Origin of the sequence: Azospira restricta, from assembly GCF_016858125.1 — a bacterium.
GTDB lineage: Bacteria > Pseudomonadota > Gammaproteobacteria > Burkholderiales > Rhodocyclaceae > Proximibacter > Proximibacter restrictus.
On record NZ_CP064781.1, the window covers coordinates 1,267,698 to 1,291,098 of the forward strand.

General features: G+C 68.1%; 17 protein-coding genes. 14 read left to right on the forward strand and 3 right to left on the reverse strand.

The window, feature by feature from the left end:
• Positions 1-12 precede the first annotated feature (12 nt).
• The gene (locus IWH25_RS06190; RefSeq protein ID WP_203388456.1) at positions 13-3,360 is read right to left on the reverse strand and encodes a PAS domain S-box protein; all 3,348 of its coding nucleotides are present in this window, start codon (positions 3,358-3,360) and stop codon (positions 13-15) included.
• A 75-nt stretch (positions 3,361-3,435) separates the two neighbouring features.
• Positions 3,436-5,238, reverse strand: coding sequence for an ABCB family ABC transporter ATP-binding protein/permease (locus tag IWH25_RS06195; RefSeq protein ID WP_203388457.1), 1,803 nt, complete (start codon positions 5,236-5,238; stop codon positions 3,436-3,438).
• A 170-nt stretch (positions 5,239-5,408) separates the two neighbouring features.
• On the opposite strand from IWH25_RS06195, the gene IWH25_RS06200 reads away from it, so the two are divergent.
• The 12 genes from IWH25_RS06200 (at position 5,409) to IWH25_RS06255 (ending at position 20,442) form a co-directional block, all read left to right on the forward strand.
• A complete protein-coding gene (locus IWH25_RS06200) occupies positions 5,409-6,125 on the forward strand; it encodes a TetR/AcrR family transcriptional regulator (protein ID WP_203388458.1) in 717 nt (238 codons plus the stop codon).
• 26 nt (positions 6,126-6,151) lie between these two features.
• A complete protein-coding gene (locus IWH25_RS06205) occupies positions 6,152-8,512 on the forward strand; it encodes an acyl-CoA dehydrogenase (RefSeq protein ID WP_203388459.1) in 2,361 nt (786 codons plus the stop codon).
• A 99-nt stretch (positions 8,513-8,611) separates the two neighbouring features.
• Positions 8,612-9,904 (forward strand): acetyl-CoA C-acetyltransferase, encoded by a 1,293-nt coding sequence (locus IWH25_RS06210; RefSeq protein ID WP_203388460.1) that lies wholly within the window; start codon positions 8,612-8,614, stop codon positions 9,902-9,904.
• Between the two features lie 3 nt (positions 9,905-9,907).
• Positions 9,908-10,852 carry a DegV family protein gene (locus IWH25_RS06215; RefSeq protein WP_203388461.1) on the forward strand — a complete coding sequence of 315 codons (945 nt, stop codon included), beginning with the start codon at positions 9,908-9,910 and terminating at the stop codon, positions 10,850-10,852.
• Positions 10,853-10,866: 14 nt separating this feature from the next.
• Positions 10,867-12,786 (forward strand): 3-hydroxyacyl-CoA dehydrogenase NAD-binding domain-containing protein, encoded by a 1,920-nt coding sequence (locus IWH25_RS06220; RefSeq protein WP_203389165.1) that lies wholly within the window; start codon positions 10,867-10,869, stop codon positions 12,784-12,786.
• Positions 12,779-13,177, forward strand: a complete 399-nt coding sequence (locus IWH25_RS06225; RefSeq protein WP_238999015.1) for an acyl-CoA thioesterase — start codon at positions 12,779-12,781, stop codon at positions 13,175-13,177. The genes IWH25_RS06220 and IWH25_RS06225 overlap by 8 nt, the downstream gene beginning before the upstream one ends.
• A gap of 97 nt (positions 13,178-13,274) precedes the next feature.
• Positions 13,275-14,588, forward strand: a complete 1,314-nt coding sequence (locus IWH25_RS06230) for an OmpP1/FadL family transporter (RefSeq protein ID WP_203388462.1) — start codon at positions 13,275-13,277, stop codon at positions 14,586-14,588.
• Positions 14,589-14,798: 210 nt separating this feature from the next.
• Positions 14,799-17,129: a 3-hydroxyacyl-CoA dehydrogenase/enoyl-CoA hydratase family protein gene (locus IWH25_RS06235; RefSeq protein WP_420827044.1), complete on the forward strand. Its 2,331-nt coding sequence runs from the start codon at positions 14,799-14,801 to the stop codon at positions 17,127-17,129.
• A 144-nt stretch (positions 17,130-17,273) separates the two neighbouring features.
• The gene (locus tag IWH25_RS06240; protein ID WP_203388464.1) at positions 17,274-18,476 is read left to right on the forward strand and encodes an acetyl-CoA C-acyltransferase; all 1,203 of its coding nucleotides are present in this window, start codon (positions 17,274-17,276) and stop codon (positions 18,474-18,476) included.
• Between the two features lie 64 nt (positions 18,477-18,540).
• Positions 18,541-19,047, forward strand: a complete 507-nt coding sequence (locus IWH25_RS06245) for a DUF4442 domain-containing protein (RefSeq protein ID WP_203388465.1) — start codon at positions 18,541-18,543, stop codon at positions 19,045-19,047.
• Positions 19,048-19,121: 74 nt separating this feature from the next.
• Complete coding sequence (locus IWH25_RS06250; RefSeq protein ID WP_203388466.1) at positions 19,122-19,679, forward strand: DUF2802 domain-containing protein; 558 nt, start codon at positions 19,122-19,124, stop codon at positions 19,677-19,679.
• 7 nt (positions 19,680-19,686) lie between these two features.
• Positions 19,687-20,442, forward strand: a complete 756-nt coding sequence (locus IWH25_RS06255; RefSeq protein WP_203388467.1) for an SPOR domain-containing protein — start codon at positions 19,687-19,689, stop codon at positions 20,440-20,442.
• Positions 20,443-20,447: 5 nt separating this feature from the next.
• On the opposite strand, the gene IWH25_RS06260 is transcribed toward IWH25_RS06255, so the two are convergent.
• Positions 20,448-20,792, reverse strand: coding sequence for a tetratricopeptide repeat protein (locus IWH25_RS06260; RefSeq protein WP_203388468.1), 345 nt, complete (start codon positions 20,790-20,792; stop codon positions 20,448-20,450).
• Between the two features lie 45 nt (positions 20,793-20,837).
• On the opposite strand from IWH25_RS06260, the gene IWH25_RS06265 reads away from it, so the two are divergent.
• Together IWH25_RS06265 and recG are read left to right on the forward strand one after the other, a co-directional pair.
• The gene (locus tag IWH25_RS06265; protein WP_203388469.1) at positions 20,838-21,221 is read left to right on the forward strand and encodes a RidA family protein; all 384 of its coding nucleotides are present in this window, start codon (positions 20,838-20,840) and stop codon (positions 21,219-21,221) included.
• Positions 21,221-23,293, forward strand: a complete 2,073-nt coding sequence (gene recG, locus IWH25_RS06270; RefSeq protein ID WP_203388470.1) for an ATP-dependent DNA helicase RecG — start codon at positions 21,221-21,223, stop codon at positions 23,291-23,293. The genes IWH25_RS06265 and recG overlap by 1 nt, the downstream gene beginning before the upstream one ends.
• Positions 23,294-23,401: the final 108 nt, after the last annotated feature.

A 23,401-nucleotide genomic window follows, 5' to 3' on the forward strand; every position in this document is an offset into this window, starting at 1 on the left:
CGGCGGATGTCCTTAGGGGAAAGCGGGGGCTTCGCGGGGCAGGGTGACGATCAGCGACGCTCCTCCCCGCGGATTATTGCATGCCCGGATCGTCCCCCGGTGGGCGCGCACGATCTCGCGGCAGATCGGCAGCCCGAGTCCGGTGCCGCCGGCGCCGGTGCTGGTTGCGCTGCTCTGCACGAACTTCTCGAACACCAGCTCCAGTTCCGCCTCGGGAATACCCACCCCGTGATCGCGCACCTCGATCTGCAGCGCCGCCAGATCGTGCGCGTCGCCGGCTCGCCGGCCGCTGGCGAGCCGGGCGTCGGCGATGGCGATATCGACCGTGCCGCCGTCGGGCGAGAACTTGATCGCGTTCGACAACAGATTGCGCAGCACCTGCGCGATGCGGCCGGGGTCGACGAAGGCGGTCGTCGCCGTTGCCGCGGACGCGACCGAGAAGCGCAGCGCACGCGTCGCGGCCAGCGGTTCGAGTTCGGCGATCACTTCGTTCAGCAGCGGCAGCACGTCGTGCGTCGTTGCGTCGATCCGCATCATGCCGGCTTCCAGCTTGGACAGGTCGAGCAGGTCGTTGACCAGCGACAGCAGGCGGCCGCCGCTGTCGCGGATGCGCTGGAAGTAGTGCGCCAGCTTGTCCTCGGCGGCGACCGCAGCACGTTCGCCGCCGAGTGCGGCGAAGCTGAGGATCGAGTGCAGCGGGGTGCGCAGCTCGTGCGACATGTTGGCGAGGAATTCCGACTTCGCCTCGTTCGCCGCTTCCGCCGCCTCCTTCGCCCGCCGCAGGTCGACGGTCTGCTCGTCGACCAGCTCCTGCAGATGGTCGCGGTGGCGAAGCAGCTCAGCTTCCGCACGCTTGCGCTCGGTGACGTCGGTGTAGATGGTGACGAAGCCGCCGTCCGGCAGCGGCGTCCCGCGCACCTCGATCGTCCTTCCGTTGGGGCGCGTCCGCTCGAAAACGTGCGCCACCGGGTGGCGGGCGCGCTCGACGAGCTGCATCGCCAGCGCCTGCGGATCTCCCGGTCCGTATTCGCCGCGCCGCGAATTGAACAGCGCTACCGCATAGAGCGACGGCGGACCGGCCGCGAACAGCGTCTCCGGCAGCTCGAGGACCGTCTTCAGCTCGCGGTTGGCGGCGATGAAATTGAGTTCCTGGTCGATCAACGACACGCCGCCGGGAATGTGCTCGATGATCGTTTCCATCCGCACGCGCTGCCGCTCGAGCTCGGCAAGCGCGCGCTGGCGTTCGCTGACGTCGGTGGCGATGCCGAGGTAGCCGGTCAGCTCGCCGTTCTCGTCGCGCATGGCGGTGACGACCAGGCTGACGGCAAGCTGCGAGCCGTCCTTGCGCACATAAGTCCATTCGTGCTGCTCGGCGCCGTGAATTCCGGCCAGCGTGACGAAGACCGCAAAGCCGGAAACCGGTTTCCCCAGCTCCGCGCTCAGGAAGCGGCCGCGCTCCGCGACTTCGTGTGGCAGATGGATCCGCTCCGGCGTCGTGCGTCCGACCATCTCCTCGGCGCAATAGCCAAGCATCTTTTCGGCGCCGCGGTTGAACACGGTGATCAGTCCGTCGCGATCGGTGGCGATGATCGAAACCTCGGTGGCGGCGTCTAGGATCGCCTTGCGCTGACGGTCGGCGGCGATGCGCTCGCGCTCGGCGCGGCGCAGCTCGGTGACGTCGGTCAGCGTGCCGATCACGATCGGCTCGCCGTCGGGTCCCGTCGCCAGGGTCTTGCGTGCGATCACGATGCGCCGCCCGGTCCGCATCGGCAGCTCCTGCTCCTCGACTTGCTCGCCGCCGCCGGCGAGGACGCGCTCGTCCATCTCCCGGATGTGCCCGGCAAGCCCGGCGGGCAGCGGCTCGCGCCAGATTTCGATGCGGCCGAGGATGTCCTCCTCGGCCAAATCAACAAGTGCGCAAAACGCCGCGTTGACCGCGATGTATTCGCGCCGGCGGTTCTTGACGAAGACCGGCTGCGGGATGAACTTCAGCACCGTCGCCAGGAAGTCGCGATAGCGCGCGACCTCGCCTTCGGCGCTCTTCTGTGCGGTGACGTCGGCGATCGATCCGACCAGGCGGACGGCCCGGCCGTCGCTGTTCCAGACGCCCTGGCCGCGCGAGCGGAACCAGGCCCACTCCCCGTCACCCTTGCGGAAGCGGTAGTCGACGCTGTACGGCTGGCGGTCGCGCAAGTGGCGTTCGAGCGCCTGCTCGAGCAGCGGCCGGTCGTCCGCATGGACCCGCGACAGGAAGAAGTCGACGCTGGCCGTCGCGACCTCCTCCGGAAAGCCGAGGATCGCCTTCAGGCGGTCGGAATGCCAGACCGTGCCGTCCTCCAGGTTGCGGTCCCAGATACCGTCGTTGGCGCCCTCGGCGGCGAGCTTGAAGCGCTCCTCGGACTGCCGCAGTTCGCGGCCGATTTCCTGCGCACGCCGTTCCGCCCGTTCGCGGTGACCGACCTGCGCGCGGCTGGCGAGGGCCAGCAGGGCGCTGATCAGCAGTCCGAAGAGCAGCAGCGCCGGCGTGTCGCGCCGCTCGCCGGCGTTGCTCCGGGCGCTGAAGCGCAGGTGCCAGTTGCGCTGGCCGAACTCGAACTCGCGCGTCTCGCCGAAGCCGCCGTCGGCCATCGTTCCCGAATCGTAGAGCAGGCTGAGCGACTGTCCGTCGGCGGCGAGGTTGAACGAATCCTCGTCGAGGATGCGCAGCGCCAGCGCGCCGGCGTCCGCGCGGCTCAGCGAGTGCACGAAATCGCGCATGCGGAACGCGGCAAAGACGACGCCGGCGAATGCGCGGCGCCGTTCGGCGACGGTGCCTTGCGGCGCGCCGGGGCGATAGAGCGGCAGCACCATCAGCACGCCCGGTTCGCGCGGGGCCGCCTCCGTTGCGCCGGCGAACTCGATGCGGCGACTGACGACGACGTCGTCGCGGTCGCGCGCGAGTTCGATCGCTTCCGCCTGGCGAGGCTCGGCCAGCAGGTCGGCGCCTGCGCCATGGCGGCCGTCGCCGGCTGCGACGTGGCGTACCGGCAGCGCTTTGCCATCGGCGGCGAGCAACGCGATGCCGTAGGCGCGGATGTCCTGCAGCGGTCGCTCGAGCGGCAAGCGGCGGGCGAAGTTCTGCCAGCTGTCGTCGCCGGCCGCGCGTGTTTCCTGGAAGGCGCGCACCGCGCGCAGCAGCTGGGCGTGCATGCGCAGCCGGTCGCGCAGTTCACTGCTGACCTGCGCCGCCTCGCGGGACAGGTTCGCCTGCCAAGTGAGCGCGTCGGCGTGCCGTTCGTACTGGTGGATGCCGATCGTCATGCCGGCGCTGAGCGCGAAGACGGCGACGGGAAAGGTCCAGGAGCTGCGGCCCGGGCGCATGCCGCTTGCCGCTTTGACGGTGCTGTCCGGCATGGCGTCGGGCGTGTCGATGAGCGAGCGCCCAGTATAGCGACTTCAGGCGAGCGCTTCTTCCTCCTGCTGCAGCAGCCACATGCGGGCGTAGGCGCCGCCGCTGGCCAGCAGCGCGGTGTGCGGGCCACGCTCGACGATCCGGCCGCCGTCCATGACCAGGATCTCGTCGGCGTTCATCACCGTCGACAGGCGGTGCGCGATGACCAGCGTCGTGCGGCCGCGTGCGGCCGCCTCCAGGCTGCCCTGGATCGCCTGCTCGGTCTGTGTGTCGAGCGCCGAGGTGGCCTCGTCGAAAATCAGGATCGGCGGGTTCTTGAGCAGCGCCCGGGCGATCGCCACGCGCTGTTTTTCGCCGCCGGAGAGCTTGAGGCCGCGCTCGCCAACGCGCGACTCGTAGCCCAGCGGCAGGCTGGCGATGAACTCGTGCAGCTGCGCCGCCCGCGCCGCCGCCTCGACTTCGGCGTCGCTGGCGTCGGGCCGGCCGTAGCGGATGTTGTAGCGGATCGTGTCGTTGAACAGCACCGTGTCCTGCGGAACGATGCCGATCGCCGCGCGCAGGCTGGCTTGCTTCAGCCGGCGGAGATCGATGCCGCCGACCAGGATGCGGCCCTCGCTGACGTCGTAGAAGCGGTAAAGCAGCCGCGCCAGCGTCGATTTGCCGGCGCCCGAATGGCCGACGACGGCGACCGTGCGGCCGGGGGCGATCGTGAAGCTGACGTGCTCGAGAATGCGCCGTTCCTTTTCGTAGGCGAAGCCGACGCCGTCGAAATGCACGGCCAGCGGTCCGGTCGGCAGCTCGCGCGCGTCCGGCGCGTCGGCGACCTCGCGGTTGACGGTGAGCAGGTCGAACATGCGCTCGATGTCGGCGAGTGCCTGGCGAATTTCGCGGTAGACGACGCCGAGGAAATTGAGCGGCACGTAGAGCTGGATCAGGAAGGCATTGACCAGGACCAGGTCGCCGATCGACATCGTGCCGTCGACGACGCCGCTCGCCGCCCGCCACATCATCGCGGTGACGCCGGCGGCGATGATCGCCTGCTGGCCGAGGTTCAGCCAGGACAGCGACACCTGGCTGGTGGTTGCGGCGTCCTCCCATTTGCGCAACTGCTCGTCGTAGCGTCGCGCCTCGAACTCCTCGTTGTTGAAATACTTCACCGTCTCGTAGTTGAGCAAGCTGTCGATCGCGCGCGTGTTCGCCGCCGAGTCGGTCTCGTTCATCGCCCGCCGGATGCCGATCCGCCAGTTGCTGACGAGGACCGTGAACACGATGTAGGCGACCAGCGACGCCAGCGTGATCAGCGCGAAGACGGCGTCGTACTGGATGAGCAGCACGCCGAGCACCAGCCCGACCTCGACCAGCGTCGGCAGGATCGAATAGAGCGTGTAGCTGATCAGCGCCGAGATCGAGCGGGTGCCGCGCTCGATGTCGCGCGAGACGCCGCCGGTCTGGCGGTCGAGGTGAAAGCGCAGCGACAGTGCGTGCAGGTGGCGGAAGACCTCGAGTGCGATGCGGCGCACTGCCTGCTGCGTGACGCGGGCGAACAGGATTTCGCGCAACTCGGTAAACAGCGAGGTCGAGAAGCGCAGCGCGCCGTAGAGCAGTAGCAGGCCGACGGGCATCGCCAGCAGCTGCCGCTCCGGCGTCATGCCGTCGATCATCTCCTTGAACACCAGCGGCACGCCGACGTTGGCGAACTTGGCGCCGACCAGGCAGGCGAGCGCCAGCAGCACCCGCCAGCGGTACTGCCAGAGGTAGGGAAACAGCAGGCGCAGCGTGCGCCAGACGTGCGTATCGGCCGGGGGGCGGTCGGCGGGCGGGGACTTGGGTGGCAGGTTGCGGGTCATGTCGGGGCGGGCGGACGTCTTGGTTTTATGGTGCCAGTATGCCTTGGCGGCACAGGGCGAAAAAGCCCGAGTGCGAAATTGAAAAAAATGCTTGCGTTCGGCGCGGCTCACACATATGATTTAAACGAACGTTTGAACTGAAGCCATCAACCAACCTTCCCGTTCCCGATATGAGCGAAGCCCGAGTCCAGCCCGATACCCGCGAACGCATCCTTGATGCCGCCGAGCGCCTGTTCATGGAGAGCGGCTACGAAGGCACGTCGATGCGCATGATCACCGGCGCCGCCGGCGTCAATCTCGCCGCGGTCAATTACCACTTCGGTTCCAAGGAAGCCCTGCTGCGCGAGGTCTTCCGCCGCCGCCTGGCCTGGCTCAACCGCGAGCGCCTGCGCCTGCTCGACGAGATGGAGGCGCAGGCCAAGGGCGAGCCGCTGAAGCCGTCGGCGATCCTCGAGGCCTTCTTCGGCACGCTGCTGCACATGGGCACCGACGAGTCGCTCGGCGGCATGACCTTCCTGCGCCTGCTCGGGCGCACGCTGACCGAACCGGCGGATTTCATCCGTACCTTCTTCGCCGGCGAATACGCCGAAGTCGTCGACCGCTACAAGCGCGCGCTGTTCCGCGCGCTGCCCGACGTGCCGCACGAGGAAATCATCTGGCGCTTCCACCTGATGCTCGGCGCGATGTCGTACGCGATTGCCGGCACCGATGCGCTGCAGGTGGTCACCGGCTGTGAACTCGACCTGAACAACGAGGGGCCGCGTGCCGCCGAGCTGCTGTCGGCGCGGGTGATGCCCTTCCTGCTCGGCGGCCTGCGCGCACCCTTGCCGCAGTTCGCCGTGAGCCCGCAGCAAACACGCAAAACAGAGCCGAGCAAAGCGGCCTAAGAGAAGACCATTAAAGGAGAACACCCATGATCGAAACGATCATCCCTCTGCTCGCCGTGGTAGCGGTGGCAGTTGCCGTGCTGATCGGTGTCCGGCCTGTCCGGCGGGCACTGATCAGCCGGCCTGTTTTTTCGACCTACAAGAAGATCCTGCCGCAGATGTCGGATACCGAGCGCGAGGCGCTCGAGGCCGGCACGGTCTGGTGGGATGGCGAGCTGTTCCGCGGCAAGCCGGACTGGAACAAGATGCTGGCCTATCCGGTGCCCAAGCTGACGCCGGAAGAGCAGTCGTTCATGGACAACGAGGTCGAGGAAGCCTGCCGCCTCGTCGATGACTGGAAGGTTTCGCACGAGGACCAGGATCTCTCGCCGGAAGCCTGGAAGTACATCAAGGACAAGGGCTTCCTCGGCATGATCATCCCGAAGAAGTACGGCGGCCTGGAGTTCTCCGCCTACGCCCACTCGCAGGTGGTGACCAAGCTGTCGACGCGTTCGTCGGCGCTCTCGGTGTCGGTGATGGTGCCGAACTCGCTCGGCCCGGCCGAGCTGCTGCTGCACTACGGCACCGACGCGCAGAAGAACCATTACCTGCCGCGGCTGGCGAAGGGCCTGGAAATCCCGGCCTTCGCGCTGACCAGCCCGTGGGCGGGGTCGGATGCGGCCTCGATTCCCGACGTCGGCATCATCTGCAAGGGCATGTGGCAGGGCAAGGAAGTGGTCGGCATGCGCGTCACCTGGGACAAGCGCTACATCACGCTCGGTCCGGTGTGCACGATCCTCGGCCTCGCCTTCCATCTCTACGACCCGGACGGCCTGCTCGGCGACAAGAAGCACATCGGCATCACCTGTGCGCTGGTGCCGTGGGATACCCCGGGCGTCGAGACGCGCCGCCGCCTGTTCCCGCTGAACGCGATGTTCATGAACGGTCCGACGCGCGGCAAGGACGTCTTCATGCCGCTCGACTACATCATCGGCGGCCCGGCGATGGCCGGTCAGGGCTGGCGCATGCTGATGGAGTGTCTGGCTGCCGGCCGCTCGATCTCGCTGCCGTCGTCGAACACCGGTATGGCACAGCTGACCGCCCGCACCGTCGGTGCCTATGCCCGCGTGCGCAGCCAGTTCAAGATGGCGATCGGCAAGTTCGAAGGCGTCGAGGAGGCGCTGACGCGCATCGGCGCCTACACTTATATGATGGACGCCGTGCGCAAGATGACCGCCGGCGCCGTCGACCTCGGCGAGAAGCCGTCGGTCGTCTCGGCGATCGCCAAGTACCACGTCACCGAGCGTGCCCGCGTCGTCGTCAACGACGGCATGGACGTCATCGGCGGCAAGGGTATCTGCCTCGGGCCGTCGAACTTCCTCGGCCGCGCCTACCAGCAGGTGCCGATCGGCATCACCGTCGAGGGCGCCAACATCCTGACGCGCAGCCTGATCCTGTTCGGCCAGGGCGCCATCCGCTGCCATCCTTACGTGCTCAAGGAAATGCTGGCGGCGCAAAACCCGAATGCGACGCAGGGGCTCGACCAGTTCGACCGCGCGCTGTGGGCGCACGTCGGCTTCACCATCGGCAACGGTGTGCGCGCGCTGTGGTACGGCCTGACCGGCTCGCATTTCGTCCCGGTGCCGGCCAACGTCGCGCCGGAAGCGAAGCGCTACTACCAGCAGCTGACCCGTTTCTCGGCCGCCTTCGCCTTCCTCTCCGATGTTTCGATGCTGGTCCTCGGCGGTGGCCTGAAGCGCCGCGAGAAGCTCTCCGCCCGCCTCGGCGACATCCTTTCGCAGATGTACCTGATGTCGGCGACCTTGAAGCGCTATGAATCGGAAGGCCGCCAGCAGGCCGACGCGCCGCTGATGCACTGGTCGATCTGGGATTCGATGTTCAAGGCCCAGCTCGCCTTCGACGGCGTCATCGCCAACTACCCGAGCAAGTTCGTCGCCTTCTTCCTCAACCGCATCATCTTCCCGTTCGGCCATCCCTACGTCGTGCCGGCGGACGATCTCGGCCACCAGGTGGCGAAGGCGATCATCGAGCCGTCGGCGACGCGAGCACGGCTCACCGCCGAGACCTACGTGCCGCGGGGGGAGCATGCCGAGCAGGAGCCGGTCGGTGCCGTCGAGCTCGCGCTGCAGGCGACGATCGCGGCCGAGCCGATCGAGGCGAAGATCCGCGCCGCGGAAAAGGACGGGGTCTTCGACGACAACCCGGAGGCCAACGTGCGCGACCTGGCGCACGCCGCCTTCGCCGCCGGCGTCGTCACCGCCGCCGAGTACGCGGTGCTGAAGCGCCGCAACGAACTGCGCGACATCGTCATTCGCGTCGACGACTTCCCGATGGACTACGGTCTGTCGGAGCGCCTGCCGGTACCGCAACACAAGGCCGCTGCGTAAGACAGCGCAAACCCCCTGAACGATGGGCCAGCCACCGCGCTCGGGCATCGTTCAGGGCGTTTAAAACGAACGACAGAATTAACCAAAGGAGAACGCACAGTGGGCTTCCAACCTGTGTATGTGGTGGATGGCGCGCGCACGCCCTTCCTCAAGGCGAGGAACGCGCCCGGGCCGTTCGCGGCGAGCGACCTGGCGGTACAAGCCGGGCGCTCGCTGCTGACGCGGCAGCCGTTCCAGCCGTCCGACCTCGACGAAGTGATCCTCGGCTGCGCGGCGCCGTCGCCGGACGAAACCAACATCGGACGCATGGTTGCGCTGCGCATGGGCTGCGGCCTCGACGTGCCGGGCTGGACGGTGATGCGCAACTGCGCCAGCGGCATGCAGGCGCTCGACTCGGCGATGGCCAACATCCAGTCCGGCCGGTCGCAGCTGGTGCTGGCCGGCGGCGTCGATGCGCTGTCGCGCGCGCCGCTGCTGTACTCGGAGGCGATGGTGCTGTGGTTCGCGCAGATGGCGCAGGCGCGCAGCACCGGCGCCAAGCTGAAGCAGTTCGCCAGGCTGCGCCCGGGCATGCTGCTGTCGCCGGTGATCGGCCTGATGAAGGGGCTGACCGACCCGGTCAATGGCCTGCTGATGGGGCAGACCGCCGAGAACTTGGCGTGGAAATTCGGCCTCTCCCGGCAGCAGATGGACGAGTTCTCGGTGCGCAGCCACCTGCGCGCCGTCGCCGGACGCGCCGCCGGCCACTTCGGCGAAATCGTGCCGCTGGTCGACGACCAGGGCAACGTCTATGCCGAGGACGACGGCGTCCGCCCGGATGCGAGCATGGCCGGCATGGCCAAGCTGAAGCCCTTCTTCGACAAGAAGTACGGCAACGTCACCGCCGCCAACAGCTCGCAGATCACCGACGGTGCCGCCTGGCTGATCCTCGCCTCCGAAGCGGCGGTGAACAAGTGGAACCTGAACCCGCTCGGCCGCATCGTCGACAGCCAGTGGGCCGGGCTCGACCCCGCGCAGATGGGCCTCGGGCCGGTACATGCGGCGACGCCGATCCTGCAGCGCCATGGGCTGCGACTGAACGACCTCGACGCCTGGGAGATCAACGAGGCCTTCGCCGCGCAGGTGATGGCCTGCGTCGAGGCCTGGAAATCCGACGACTACTGCCGCGGGCAGCTCGGTCTGCCGGGCGCCCTCGGCGCACTCGACGAGGACAAGCTCAACGTCGATGGCGGTGCCGTTGCCATCGGCCACCCGGTCGGCGCCTCCGGCGCGCGCATCGTGTTGCACCTGCTGCACGTGTTGCGCGAACGGCAGGCGAAGCGTGGCATGGCGTCGATCTGCATCGGCGGCGGCCTCGGCGGCGCGATGCTGGTCGAGGCGACGGGGGGCTGAGCGATGCGCATCGGCGTCGTTGTCGATTCGTGTTGCGATCTGCCCAAGGAGTTCATCGATGCGCACGGGGTGGTCGTCATGCCGATCACGCTGCGCATCGGCGACACCCTCGTCGAGGACCGGCGCGATCCGGCGGAAACGCATGCCTTCTATGCGAAGCACCTGGACCGCAAGAGCGAGGATTTCGCCGAGTCGATCCCCTATTCGGTGCAGCAGATCGAATCCCTCTTCCTCGAGCGCCTCGTGCTCGACTATGACTACGTCTTCTGCCTGACCATCACCAGTGGCCGCAGTCCGATCTACGACCACGCGATGCAGGCCTCGCGCACGATCCTCACCAAGTACAAGCAGATCCGTCGTCAGGCCGGCGTGCCGGAGCGTTTCGGCCTGGCGGTGCTGTCGTCGCGCAACATGTTCACCGGGCAGGCGGTGCTGGCCGCGGAGGCGATCCGGCTGATCCGCGCCGGCGGCACACCGAGCGAGATCGGTACCCGGCTGCGCGTGCTGGTCGACCAGACGCACACCTACATGGTGCCGGCCGACCTTTTCCATATCTACAAGCGGGCGTCGAAGAAGGGCGACAAGAGCATCGGCTGGGGGTCCTACACCTTGGGCTCGATGCTCGACGTGAAGCCGATCCTGCATTGCCATCAGGACGCGACCGGCCCGGTGGACAAGGTGCGCGGCTTCGAAGCCGGCGTCGAGCGGCTGTTCACCAAGGCCGCCGAGCGCGTCCGGCGCGGGCTGGAAGTCCCCTACGTCTGCATCAGCTATGGCGGTGCGCTCGACGCCGTGCCGAAGCTGCCGGGCTACGTTGCGCTGGCGCAGGCGGCACGCGAGCGGCAGGTCGACATCCTGCTGTCGCCGATGAGCAAGACCGCCGCCGTCAACGTCGGCCCCGGTGCGGTATCGCTGGCCTTTGCTGCAAGCGGCGCGGCCCTGCATTGAAAGAACAGGAAATGATGAACCTCAATCTGCAACACTGGCGCGTCGCGGTCGATGGCGAAGGCATCGCCTGGGCGACGCTGGACAAGGCCGGCGAATCGGCCAACTCGCTGTCGAAGGCGGTGATGGGCGAGCTCGCCCAGCTGCTCGATGCGCTCGACCGCAACCCGCCGAAGGCGCTGATCTTCCGCTCCGGCAAGGAAGCCGGCTTCATCGCCGGCGCCGACATCCAGGAATTCACGCAGCTCGACACTGCCGAGAAGGGGCGCGAGCTGGTCGAGCGCGGCTGGAACCTGTTCAACCGCCTCGCCGCCGTGCGCTACCCGACGCTGGCGCTGGTGCGCGGCCACTGCCTCGGCGGCGGCCTCGAGCTGGCGCTGGCCTGCCGCTACCTGCTGGCGGTCGACGAGCCGGGTACGAAGATGGGCCTGCCGGAAGTGATGCTCGGCATCTTCCCCGGCTGGGGCGGCATGCTGCGTCTGCCCGAGCGCGTCGGTCCGGCCGCGGCGCTGGACATGATGCTGACCGGCAAGACGCTCGACGCCAGGCGCGCGCGCAACCTCGGGCTGGCCGACGACTGCGTGCCGCCGCGCGTGATGGAGAACGCCGCGCGCCTGCTGGTGCTGTCGAACCAGCCGCGGCGGCCGCTGCCCTTCGTGCAGAAGCTGTTCAACGGCCCGCTCAAGTTCGTCGTCGCCAACGGCGCGAAGAAGCAGGTCGCGAAGCGGGCGCGGCCGGAGCACTACCCGGCGCCGTACGCGATCATCGACATCTGGGCGCAGCACAACGGCAACGCGCTGGCGGCGCCGGAACTGGTCGACGGCATCGTCCGCTCGCCGACCGCGCGCAACCTGGTCCGCGTCTTCTTCCTGCAGGAGCGGCTGAAGGGCTTCGGCAAGGACGTCGACTTCAAGGCGCAGCGCGTGCATGTCGTCGGCGCCGGCGTGATGGGCGGCGACATCGCCGCTTGGTGCGCGCTGCGCGGCCTGACCGTGACGCTGCAGGACCAGAACATGGAGCGCATCGCGCCGGCGCTGAAGCGCGCGCGTGCCACGTTCGCCAAGCGCATCAAGGACAAGCTGCAGCTGCGCGCGGTGATGGACCGCCTGATTCCCGATCCCGACGGCCGCGGCGCTGCGCACGCCGACGTGGTGATCGAGGCGATCTTCGAGAACGTCGAGGCCAAGCACGCGCTGTTCGGGAAGCTCGACGCGGTGATGCGCCCGGACGCGGTGCTGGCGACCAACACCTCCAGCCTGCGGCTGGAGGATCTGCGCACGGTGCTGAAGAACCCGGCGCGCCTGGTCGGCATCCACTTCTTCAACCCGGTGGCGAAGATGCCGCTGGTCGAGGTGGTGTCGGCCGACGGCGGCGACCCGGAGATGGCGAAGAAGGCCGCCGCCTTCGTCAGGCAGATCGACCGCCTGCCGCTGCCGGTGAAGAGCGCGCCGGGCTTCCTGGTGAACGCCGTGCTCGGGCCGTACATGCTGGAGGCGATGCGCGCCGTCGACGAAGGCCTCTCGCCCGAGACCGTCGACGAGGCGATGCTCGCCTTCGGCATGCCGATGGGGCCGGTCGAACTGGTCGATATGGTCGGGCTGGACGTCGCGATGGCCGCCGGCAAAGCGCTCGCCGGCGCCGGGGCGGAACCGCCGAAATGCCTGGTCGAGCGCTTCAACGCCGGCAAGCTCGGCAAGAAGTCCGGCCAGGGGTTCTACGACCACCGCAGCGGCAAACCGGCCAAGGGGGCCCCGGGGGCGGTCCCGGCCGGACTCGCCGAGCGGTTGGCGAAACCGCTGCTGGAACGGACCCGCAAGCTGGTAGAAGAGGGCATCGTCGCCGACGCCGACCTGGCCGACGCCGGGGTAATATTCGGTACCGGTTTTGCTCCCTTTACCGGTGGTCCCCTCAACTACCAGGCGAAAAAGAATGGCTGAAGAACCTGTCCAGCTGCCGCAAGGCCAGCCCACGCTGCGCGTCATGCCGATGCCGGCGGACGTGAACCAGAACGGCGATGTCTTCGGTGGCTGGATCATGGCCCAGGTCGATGTGGCCGGCGCCATCCCCGCCATGCGGCGTGCCCGCGGCAGGGTGGCGACGGTGTCGGTCAACTCGTTCCTGTTCAAGCAACCGGTGTCGGTCGGTGATGTGGTGAGCTTCTACGCCGAAATCGTCGAAACCGGACGCACCTCGATCAAGGTAAACGTCGAGGTTTATGCCGAACGCAACCCAACCGATCCAGTGACGGTGAAAGTGACAGAGGCGACGCTGACCTATGTTGCGATTACCCAACAAGGGGTCAAGCGGGAATTGCCGAAGGTCGAGTAACGCTAGCCTTTCGCTGTTGTTTTTTTGTTTAATGCTGTTGTTAAAGTCGGAAGAAAACCATTTTCTAACGATAATTCAAGACTTAGGAGACCAAAGTATGACCAAGGGGCTGACCATGCGCCTGATTCCGGCGCTGATCATGGCAAGTTTCGCCGGCGTGGCAGGCGCGTCGGGCTTTGCGTTGCAGAACCAGACTGGCTCGGGCAACGGTACGGCATTTGCCGGGGCTGCGGCTGCGGCGGAAGATGCGGGTACGATCTATTTCAACCCGGCCGGTATGACCTATCTGCAGAAAGGTCACAACATCTCGGTTGGTGGCACGCTGCTGCGTCGCACGATCAACTTCGACGATGCCGGTACGGTTTCGAACTCGGGGCTTGCTCCGCTTCACAGCCCCCGCGACGATGGCGGCGATGCCGGCGGCCTGTCGCTGATCCCGTTCGGCTATTGGGCCTATTCGCTCTCTCCCGACCTGTGGGTCGGCGTCGGCGTGTCGCCGACCTTCGGCAACAAGACTGAATACGATTTCGAGTTCACCGGCCGCAACGCCGGCTACTTCGCCGAGATCAAGCAGGTCAACATCAATCCGTCGATCGCCTTCAAGCTCAACGACAAGGTGTCGCTCGGCGCGGGGCTGAACATCGCCCACAATTCGACCCACTTCAAGCAAGGCGTGCCGCTGGCGGCCGGCCCTTTCCCAGCCAACAATTTCATCGACATCAAGGGTGACGACTGGGCGTATGGCTACAACCTCGGCGCCATGTTCCAGCTGTCGCCGAGCACCCGGGTCGGCCTGACCTACCGCTCGGAAATCAAGTTCAAGCTGGAGGGCGACTATGATGTCGCGACGGCGGTAGCTGCCGGCGGCAATGCCACGGCCGACCACAAGATCAAGGCGACGCTGAAGACCCCGGCGAGTGCCTCACTGGCGGTGGCGCAGCAGCTGAGCGACCGCTGGGAGCTGCTGGGCGATATCACCTGGACCGAATGGAGCGTGGTCGACGACGTGATCCTCAAGATCAAGTCGAGCGGCACTTCGCTCGCCAAGCTTTCCTACAATTTCAAGGATACGTGGCGCGTCGGCCTCGGTGCCAACTACAAGTACAACGACCAGTGGAAGTTCCGCTTCGGCGTGGCGCACGACAAGTCGCCGGTGAAGTCGGCCCAGGACCGGACGATGACCCTGCCCGACTCCGACCGTACCTGGCTGTCTCTCGGCGCGAAGTATCAGCTGTCGAAGGTCAGTTCGGTGGATTTCGGCTACTCGCACATCTTCTTCAAGGATGCGCGCACCAACCGCCGCGTGACGACGGGCTTCCCCGGTGCGGAGACGCTGCGGCAGACGGTCAACGGCAAGTGGGACAACAATACGGCAGACCTGCTGTCGGTCCAGTACAACCACACGTTCTGACCGGACCAAGCCTTGTGAAGACGGCGCCTGCGGGCGCCGTTTTTTTTTGCACATTTTTTCTTGACCTCCGGTTCAAACAACATATAATTCAAACGTTCGTTTCATTCGGCGGCCGAGGTTCCGGCGGCCGGTGCGTAACGCCAATCCACAAAGGAGAACAGCTTGAGCAACTTCATCGTCAAGAAAGTCGCGGTGCTCGGCGCGGGGGTGATGGGGGCGCAGATCGCCGCACACCTCGCCAACGCCGAAGTGCCGGTCGTGCTCTTCGACCTTCCGGCCAAGGAAGGCGATCCGAACGGCATCGTGAAAAAGGCCATCGACGGCCTCAAGAAACTGGAGCCGTCGCCGCTGGCGACCAAGGACCGCGTCGCCTACATCGACGCCGCGAACTACGAGCAGCACCTCGAGCAGCTGCAGGGCTGCGACCTGATCATCGAGGCGATCGCCGAGAAGATGGAGTGGAAGGACGACCTCTATCGCAAGATTTCGCCGTTCATCGCGCCGGACGCGATCATCGCGTCGAACACCTCGGGCCTGTCGATCAACCGCCTGGCCGAAGGCCTGCCGGCGGCCCTGCGGCCGAACTTCTGCGGCATCCACTTCTTCAACCCGCCGCGCTACATGCAGCTGGTCGAACTGATCGCCACCCGTGACACCAAGTCCGAGCTGCTCGACAACCTCGAATCCTGGCTGGTGTCGCGCCTCGGCAAGGGCATCGTGCGTGCGCTCGACACGCCGAACTTCGTCGCGAATCGCGTCGGCGTCTTCTCGATCCTCGCCGTGATGCACCACACGCAGCAGTTCGCTCTCGGCTTCGACGAGGTCGACGCGCTGACCGGTCCGCTGATCGGCCGCCCGAAGAGCGCCACCTACCGCACCGCCGACGTCGTCGGCCTGGACACGATGGCGCACGTCATCAAGACGATGCAGGACACGCTGCCGAACGACCCGTGGCATAAGTACTACGCCGCGCCGGCCTGGCTCGCGGCGCTGATCGCCAAGGGCGCGCTCGGGCAGAAGACCAAGGGCGGCATCTTCAGGAAGGACGGCAAGGCGATCAAGGTCCTCGACCTCGCCGCACCGGACTACCGCGACGCCGCCGGCGAGGTGAACGCCGAGGTGCTGGCGATCCTGAAGAACAAGAATCCGGCCGAGAAGTTCGCCCAACTGCGTGCTTCCAGCCACCCGCAGGCGCAGTTCCTGTGGGCGATCTTCCGCGACATCTTCCACTACGTCGCTGTGCACCTCGAAGGCATAGCGCACAATGCGCGCGACGTCGACTTCGCGATGCGCTGGGGCTTCGGCTGGTCGCAGGGGCCGTTCGAGACCTGGCAGGCGGCGGGCTGGAAGGCCATCGCCGAAGCCGTCCGCGACGACATCGCCGCCGGCAAGGCAATGAGCGATGCGCCGCTGCCGGCCTGGGTGTTCGCCCGCAACGGCGTGCACTCCGCCGACGGTTCGTACTCAGCGTCCGCCAACGCGCTGCAGGCGCGCTCGACGCTGCCGGTCTACCAGCGCCAGCTTTTCCCCGAGCGCGTGCTCGGCGAGAAGGCGGTGCAGGGCGAGACGATCTGGGAAAATGCCGGCGTCCGCCTGTGGAAGCTGCCGCAAGTCGACGGCGAAATCGGCATCCTGTCCTTCACGACCAAGATGCACGCGCTCGGCCGCGACGTCATCGTCGGCGTGCAGGAGGCGATCGCCCGCGCCGAGAAGGGGCTGAAGGGCGTCGTCGTCTGGCACGAGGCGCCGTTCGCCGTCGGCGCCAACCTGAAGGAAGTCGCCGAAGGGCTCGCCGCCGGCAAGTTCGACCTGCTCGACGAGTACGTCGGCGAATTCCAGAAGGCGTCGATGACCTTCAAGTACGCTAAGGTCCCGGTCGTCGCCGCGGTGCAGGGCATGGCGCTCGGCGGCGGCTGCGAGTTCCTGATGCATGCCGCGAAGCGCGTCATCGCGCTGGAAAGCTACATCGGCCTGGTCGAAGCCGGCGTCGGCCTGATCCCGGCCGGCGGCGGCTGCAAGGAATTCGCCATCCGCGCCGCGCAGAACGCCGCGAAGACCGGCGGCGGCGACGTCTTCGAATTCATCCAGCCGGTGTTCATGACCATCGCCATGGCCAACGTCTCGAAGAGCGGTGCGCAGGCCAAGGAACTGGGCTTCGCGCAGGAAACCGACAAGATCGTCCTCAATGCCAACGAGCTGCTTTACGTGGCGATTCGCGAAGCGCGCGCACTGGCCGAGGCCGGCTACTACCCGAAGCTGTCGCCGCGCGGCATCAAGGTCGCTGGCCGCACCGGCATCGCCAACTGCGAAATGATGCTCGCCAACATGAAGGAGGGCGGCATGATCTCGGCGCACGACTACCAGGTGGCCAAGGCCGCCGCCACGGCGCTGTGCGGCGGCGACGTCGAGACCGGTTCGCTGGTCGATGAGCAGTGGCTGCTGACGGTCGAGCGCAAGCTCTTCGTCGAGCTGCTGAAGACCGAGAAGACCCAGCAGCGCATCCAGCATATGCTGGAAACCGGCAAGCCGCTGCGCAACTAAGACGAGACGAGAGCGCGGCCACCGACTTCGTTGCTCCTCACATTCGATGCTCACATACAAAAACGTATGCTCCGCTCGAATGCTCCGGGGCGCCTCGCCGGTGACCGCTACTACGTCTCTTCAAACAGATTGGAGAACTGACAAATGAGCAAACAGATTCAGGACGCCTACATCGTTGCCGCGACGCGCCTGCCGGTCGGCAAGCGCAAGGGCATGTTCGGCCACGTCCGTCCGGACGACATGCTGGCGCACGCCATCAAGTCGGTCATGGCGCAGGCGCCGGGGCTCGATCCGGCGCTGGTCGACGACGTCATCGTCGGCTGCGCGATGCCGGAAGCCGAGCAGGGCATGAACGTCGCCCGCATCGGCGTGCTGCTCGCCGGCCTGCCGAACACGGTCCCCGGCTACACCATCAACCGCTTCTGCTCGTCCGGCGTGCAGGCCGTCGCCGACGCCGCCGCGCGCATCCGCCTCGGCGAAGCCGACGTGATGATCGCCGCCGGCACCGAGACGATGTCGCTGATGAACCAGATGATGGGCAACAAGATCGCCATCAACCCGGCGATCTTCGAGAACGACGAGAACTACGCGATCGCCTTCGGCATGGGCCTCACCGCTGAGAAGGTCGCCGAGAAGTGGAAGGTCTCGCGCGAGGACCAGGATGCCTTCGCCGTCGCCTCGCACCAGAAGGCCTGCGCGGCGATCCAGGCCGGCCACTTCAAGGCCGAGATCTCGCCGTTCGCGGTCAAGGCGCACGTGCCGGACCTGAAGACCGGCGAAGTGAAGGTCAAGGAGTATCTCGCCGACACCGACGAAGGCCCGCGTCCCGACAGCGCCCTCGACAAGCTCGCCAAGCTGAAGCCGGTGTTCGCCGCGCGCGGCTCGGTCACCGCCGGCAACAGCTCGCAGATGTCCGACGGCGCCGGCGCGGTGCTGGTCGTTTCCGAGAGGATCCTCAAGCAGTTCAACCTGAAGCCGCTGGCGCGCTTCGCCGGCTACTCGGTCGCCGGCGTGCCGCCGGAAGTGATGGGCATCGGCCCGATCGAGGCCATCCCGCGCGCGCTGAAGCAGGCCGGTCTGCGTCAGCAGGACCTGGACTGGATCGAGCTGAACGAGGCCTTCGCCGCGCAGGCGCTGGCGGTGATGCGCACGCTCGAGCTCGACCCGGCGAAGGTCAACCCGCTCGGTGGCGCGATCGCGCTCGGCCACCCGCTCGGCGCGACCGGCGCGATCCGCACCGCGACCGTGGTGCACGGCCTGCAGCGCACGAAGCAGCGCTACGGCATGGTGACGATGTGCATCGGCACCGGCATGGGCGCCGCCGGCATCTTCGAGGCGATCCTCTAAACGCGTCCCTCCGCGGGCTGCGGCGGCGACCGTCTCCTCGTCGCTGCGGCCCGCAACCTGCCCGATGATTCCCGCTTTCTGGCGCCGACTTCCCGCCCGCTGGCGCCCCGCGCTGCTGCGCCACGGGCTCAACTGGTTCCCCGCCTACCGTGCGACCGGCGGCCGTATCGTGCACATCTCGGCCGACCTGAAGCGCGCTGTCGTCCGCCTGCCGCTGCGCCGCGCGACCCGCAACGGCGCCGGCACGCTGTTCGGCGGCAGCCTCTACGCGGCGACCGATCCGATCTTCGCGCTGCTGCTCGCCGCCCATTTCGGACCGGACTGCATCGTCTGGGACAAGGCGGCGGCGATCCGCTATCGCAAGCCGGGGCGCGAGGCGCTGACCGCCGAGTTCGTCGTCAGCGACGCCGATCTCGCTGCGGTCGGCCGGGCGCTGGCCGAGCAGGGCGCCTGCGACCGGACCTTCACTACCCGCTTCGTCGACGGCGCCGGGGTCGTCCATGCCGAGATCGAGAAAACGGTCTATATCGCCCGCAAGGACCATTACAAGGGCCGCGTGGCGGAGCGCTGATCCCCGCGTCGCGCACGCGCCGCGGCGCTGGCGTCTGGCATAATAGCCCGCGCCATGAATACCATCCGCCGGCAATGACTCTCGACGATCTCGCCCTCGGCTGGCGCGAGGCGCTGCTCGGCGTCGTCGCGCTGCTCGTGCTCTACGTCGGCGTCGTCGTCGTCCGCCTGCGGCGCCTGCGTGCGCCGGACCCGGTGCCATCACCGGAGGCGCCAGCGGCAGCGGTGCCGGCCCCCAGCGGCGAGCAGCTCGCCGCCGCCTACGTCGAACCGCCCTTTCCCTGGAACGAACCGCCCGACACGCCGGGCGACGACAGTCGTCTCGCCGCACTCGACGGCGAAGTGCTGGCGCTGCGCAACGAACTGTCGGCGCTGCGCGGCGAGCTGGCCTCGCTGCGCGAGGAGCTTCGCGACGAAGTCGCGCGCGTCAATGAGCGCGTGCAGGCGGCGCAGCATGTCGCGCCGATCTACGGCGACGCGATGCAGATGGCGCTCGCCGGCCACGACGCGGCGACCATCGCCGAGCGCTGCGGCGTCGCGCGCGCCGAGGCCGAGCTGGTGGTGGCGCTGATCCGCAACCGCGACGGCAGTGACGACGGCGACGATGCCGGGTCGATGATGAAGGAGCGCTAGGCACGCGATGAGCCAGAACCAACAAGCCGTTGCCGACGAAGACGATCTGAAGCGCAAGCTGGTGCGCCGGGTCGCTTTCGCCGGTCTCCTGATCGCGATGCTGCTCGCCGCGCTCGCCTTCGTCGATTACCTCGGCCAGCCGGGGGAGGAGCCGGCGAGCTCGGGGCCGACCTTTAGCGCGCCGGTGCCGGTGGCGAAGAAAGAAGTGACGCAACCGGTGAAGCCGGCCGAGCCGGACGCGGCACCGGTCGCCCGCGAGACGGTGCCGGCGGCCGAGGCGACGGCGGCGCCGCCGTCGCCGGCAGCGACCGCCGACCTGCCGGTGCGCCCGGATGTGGCCGCGCAGCCGGCGCTGCCGCGCAGCGAGACGCGCTCCGTTGCGCCGCCGGCGCGGGCCGCGCGTCCGGTCGAGCCGGCGACGCCGGCGGAAGGCAGTGCCGCGGCGTCGTCGTCGTTGTCGCCGCCCCCCGAACGGGCTGCCGCGCCGCCGCCGGCGGCTACCGCAGCGCCGCTGCCGCCGGCGCCTCCGGCGCCGCCGCGCCTGTTCTCCGGCTATGCGGTGCAGGCCGGCGTCTTCGCCGATGTGCAGCACGCCGAGGAACTGCGCGCCAAGCTGACGCTCAACGGCATCCCTTCCACGCTGGAGGCTCGCGTCCAGGTCGGCCCGTTCAAGACGCGCGAGGAGGCCGAGGCCGCCCGCCAGAAGCTGAAGGCGCTCGGCATCGACGGCATCCTGCTGCCCCCCAAGGGCGCCCGGCGCTGACCCGCTCAGCCGCCGCTCGCCGCGGCCTCCTGCGCCTTCCTGATGCGGCGCGCGAAGACCGTCATCTCCTTCGCCGCCTGCACGTCGCCCTTCGCCTCGGCGACGCCGATCCCGGTCTCGTAGGCGGCCAGCGCCCCGGCCGCATCGCCGGCGTCGGCGAGCGCCTTGCCGAGCAGCTTCCACGCCGCCGAGAACTTCGGGTCGCGCTCGATTGCCTCACGGAAGCGCGCGGCGGCGGCTGCGGCGTCGCCCGCCTTGAGCAGCTCGTTGCCAAGCGAATAACGCAAGAGCGCGTTGTCGCGCGGGCCGCAGAGCAGCTTCTCCAGGTTGGCGATGATCTGCGCACTCATTTAACATCTCCGTCTTTCAGTGGCTACCAGACAAGGGACAGCATTATGGCAAAAACGATCATTTCCACCGCCGGCGCACCGGCCGCGATCGGCACTTACTCGCAGGCGGTGAAGGCCGGCGACACCGTCTACCTGTCCGGCCAGATCGGCCTCGACCCGCAGAGCGGGCAGCTGGTCGACGGCGTCGACGCGCAGATCGTGCGCGTCTTCGACAACCTGAAGGCGGTTGCCGAAGCCGCCGGCGGCTCGCTCGCCGACGTCGTCAAGCTGAACGTCTTCCTCACCGACCTCGGCAACTTCGCCAAGGTGAACGAGACGATGGCCAAGTATTTCCAGCAGCCGTACCCGGCGCGCGCCGCGGTCGGCGTCGCCTCGCTGCCGCGCGGCGCGCTGGTCGAGGCCGACGCGGTGATGGTGCTCGGGCAGTAATGCCCGGCAGCGGCGGGATCAAGGCGGCGCCGGCGCTCGCGGAAAAGCTCGCGAAGCTCGGCCTCGTCCGCCCGGACGATCTCGTCCTGCACCTGCCGCTGCGCTACGAGGACGAGACGCGCTGCTTCACGATCGCCGAGGCGCCGTGGGGCGAGCCGGTGCAGGTCGAGGCGCGCGTCGTCGACGTCGCGGTGCAGTTCCGACCGCGCCGCCAGCTGGTCGCGCGCGTGCGTGACGCGGCCGGCGACGAGCTGACGCTGCGCTTCCTCAACTTCTACGGTAGCCAGACGAAACAGCTCGAAGGCGCACGCGACGGCGGCCGGACGCTGCGCCTGTTCGGCGAAGTCCGCTCGGGTTTCCTCGGGCCGGAGATGGTGCATCCGCGCTACCGCGTCGTCGACGCCGAAGCGCCGCTGCCGGACGCGCTGACGCCGGTCTATCCGACCACCGCCGGCGTCTCGCAGACGGTGCTCAGGAAGCTGATCGGCGTCGCGCTGGCCGATGCCGACCTCGGCGAATTCTTTCCCGCGTTCGACACGGCCTGGCTGGCCCGCCACGGCATGGCCGCCTTCGCCGACGCCGTGCGCTACCTGCACCACCCGCCGCCGGGTGCGCCGCTCGCTGCGCTGCAGTCGCGCGAGCATCCGGCCTGGCGGCGGATCAAGTTCGACGAGGCGCTGGCGCAGCAGCTCTCCTTGCGCCGCGCCTTCCTCGCCCGCCGCGAGCGCGGCGCGCCGGTGCTCGCGGCATCCGGCGAGCTCGGCCGGCAGCTGCTGGCGCGCCTGCCGTTCGCGCTGACCGGCGCGCAGCAGCGCGTCGTCGCCGAGATCGGGCACGATCTGCAACAGCCGCACCCGATGCAGCGCCTGTTGCAGGGCGACGTCGGCAGCGGCAAGACGATCGTCGCCGCGCTCGCCGCCTGCCGCGCGATCGAGGCCGGCTGGCAGGCGGCGTTCATGGCGCCGACCGAGATCCTCGCCGAGCAGCACTACCTGAAGCTGAAGGCCTGGCTGGAACCGCTCGGCGTGCGCATCGCCTGGCTCTCCGGCAGCCTGAAGGCGGCGGCGAAACGGGCGATGCAGGCCGAGGCCGCCGCCGGCGCGCAGCTGGTCGTCGGCACGCACGCGCTGATCCAGGACGCCGTCGATTTCGCGAAACTGGGGCTGGCCATCGTCGACGAGCAGCACCGTTTCGGCGTGCAGCAGCGCCTCGCACTGAGGAAGAAGGGCGGCGACGCGGCTTCGGGGGCCATCCCGCACCAGCTGATGATGTCGGCGACGCCGATCCCGCGCACGCTGGCGATGAGCTACTACGCCGACCTCGACGTGTCGGTGCTCGACGAGCTGCCGCCGGGGCGCACGCCGGTGAAGACCAAGCTGATCGCCGACGCGCGCCGCGACGAGGTGATCGCCGGCGTGCAGGCTGCCGTGGCCGAGGGCCGGCAGGCCTACTGGGTGTGCCCGCTGATCGAGGAATCGGAGAAGCTGCAGCTGCAGACGGCGCTGGAGACGCACGCGGTGCTCTCGGAAGAACTCGAAGGTCTGCGCGTCGGCCTGGTGCACGGGCGGCTGAAGGCCGACGAGAAGGCGGCGACGATGGCCGCGTTCGCTACTGGCGAGATCGACGTGCTGGTCGCCACCACCGTCATCGAAGTCGGCGTCGATGTGCCCAACGCCAGCCTGATGGTGATCGAGCACGCCGAGCGCTTCGGCCTGTCGCAATTGCACCAGCTGCGCGGCCGCGTCGGCCGCGGCGCGCACGAGTCGGTGTGCGTGCTGCTCTACGCCGGGCCGCTGTCCGAGACGGCGCGGGCGCGGCTGAAGATCATCTTCGAGCACAGCGACGGCTTCGAGATCGCGCGCCAGGACCTGCACCTGCGCGGCCCCGGCGAGTTCATCGGCAGCCGGCAGAGCGGCGTGCCGCTGTTGCGCTACGCCGACCTCGAGGCCGACGCCGAGCTCGTCGAGCTGGCGCATGGCCTGGCCGAGCGCCTGCTGCGCGACGATCCCGCCGCCGTCGCGCGCCACCTCGAACGCTGGCTGGGGTCGCGCGAGGAGCTGCTGAAGGCATAGGCAGCCGATACCCTGCGGCCGCCGCTGGCATTCCCGGCAGGCGGGCGTTAAGGTGCGCGGCGACGGGTGCAGAACGGCACCGGACCAGAGACGAACAACAACGACACG

Excerpts from the sequence above, each read along its gene's own strand:
- IWH25_RS06265 (WP_203388469.1), top strand. The coding sequence starts at position 20,838 with ATGGCAAAAACGATCATTTCCACCGCCGGCGCACCGGCCGCGATCGGC.
- recG (WP_203388470.1), top strand. The coding sequence starts at position 21,221 with ATGCCCGGCAGCGGCGGGATCAAGGCGGCGCCGGCGCTCGCGGAAAAG.
- IWH25_RS06225 (WP_238999015.1), top strand. The coding sequence starts at position 12,779 with ATGGCTGAAGAACCTGTCCAGCTGCCGCAAGGCCAGCCCACGCTGCGC.
- IWH25_RS06235 (WP_420827044.1), top strand. The coding sequence starts at position 14,799 with ATGGGGGCGCAGATCGCCGCACACCTCGCCAACGCCGAAGTGCCGGTC.
- IWH25_RS06215 (WP_203388461.1), top strand. The coding sequence starts at position 9,908 with ATGCGCATCGGCGTCGTTGTCGATTCGTGTTGCGATCTGCCCAAGGAG.
- IWH25_RS06250 (WP_203388466.1), top strand. The coding sequence starts at position 19,122 with ATGACTCTCGACGATCTCGCCCTCGGCTGGCGCGAGGCGCTGCTCGGC.
- IWH25_RS06190 (WP_203388456.1), bottom strand. The coding sequence starts at position 3,360 with ATGCGCCCGGGCCGCAGCTCCTGGACCTTTCCCGTCGCCGTCTTCGCG.
- IWH25_RS06220 (WP_203389165.1), top strand. The coding sequence starts at position 10,867 with ATGAACCTCAATCTGCAACACTGGCGCGTCGCGGTCGATGGCGAAGGC.
- IWH25_RS06240 (WP_203388464.1), top strand. The coding sequence starts at position 17,274 with ATGAGCAAACAGATTCAGGACGCCTACATCGTTGCCGCGACGCGCCTG.
- IWH25_RS06205 (WP_203388459.1), top strand. The coding sequence starts at position 6,152 with ATGATCGAAACGATCATCCCTCTGCTCGCCGTGGTAGCGGTGGCAGTT.
- IWH25_RS06200 (WP_203388458.1), top strand. The coding sequence starts at position 5,409 with ATGAGCGAAGCCCGAGTCCAGCCCGATACCCGCGAACGCATCCTTGAT.
- IWH25_RS06230 (WP_203388462.1), top strand. The coding sequence starts at position 13,275 with ATGACCAAGGGGCTGACCATGCGCCTGATTCCGGCGCTGATCATGGCA.
- IWH25_RS06245 (WP_203388465.1), top strand. The coding sequence starts at position 18,541 with ATGATTCCCGCTTTCTGGCGCCGACTTCCCGCCCGCTGGCGCCCCGCG.
- IWH25_RS06260 (WP_203388468.1), bottom strand. The coding sequence starts at position 20,792 with ATGAGTGCGCAGATCATCGCCAACCTGGAGAAGCTGCTCTGCGGCCCG.
- IWH25_RS06255 (WP_203388467.1), top strand. The coding sequence starts at position 19,687 with ATGAGCCAGAACCAACAAGCCGTTGCCGACGAAGACGATCTGAAGCGC.
- IWH25_RS06195 (WP_203388457.1), bottom strand. The coding sequence starts at position 5,238 with ATGACCCGCAACCTGCCACCCAAGTCCCCGCCCGCCGACCGCCCCCCG.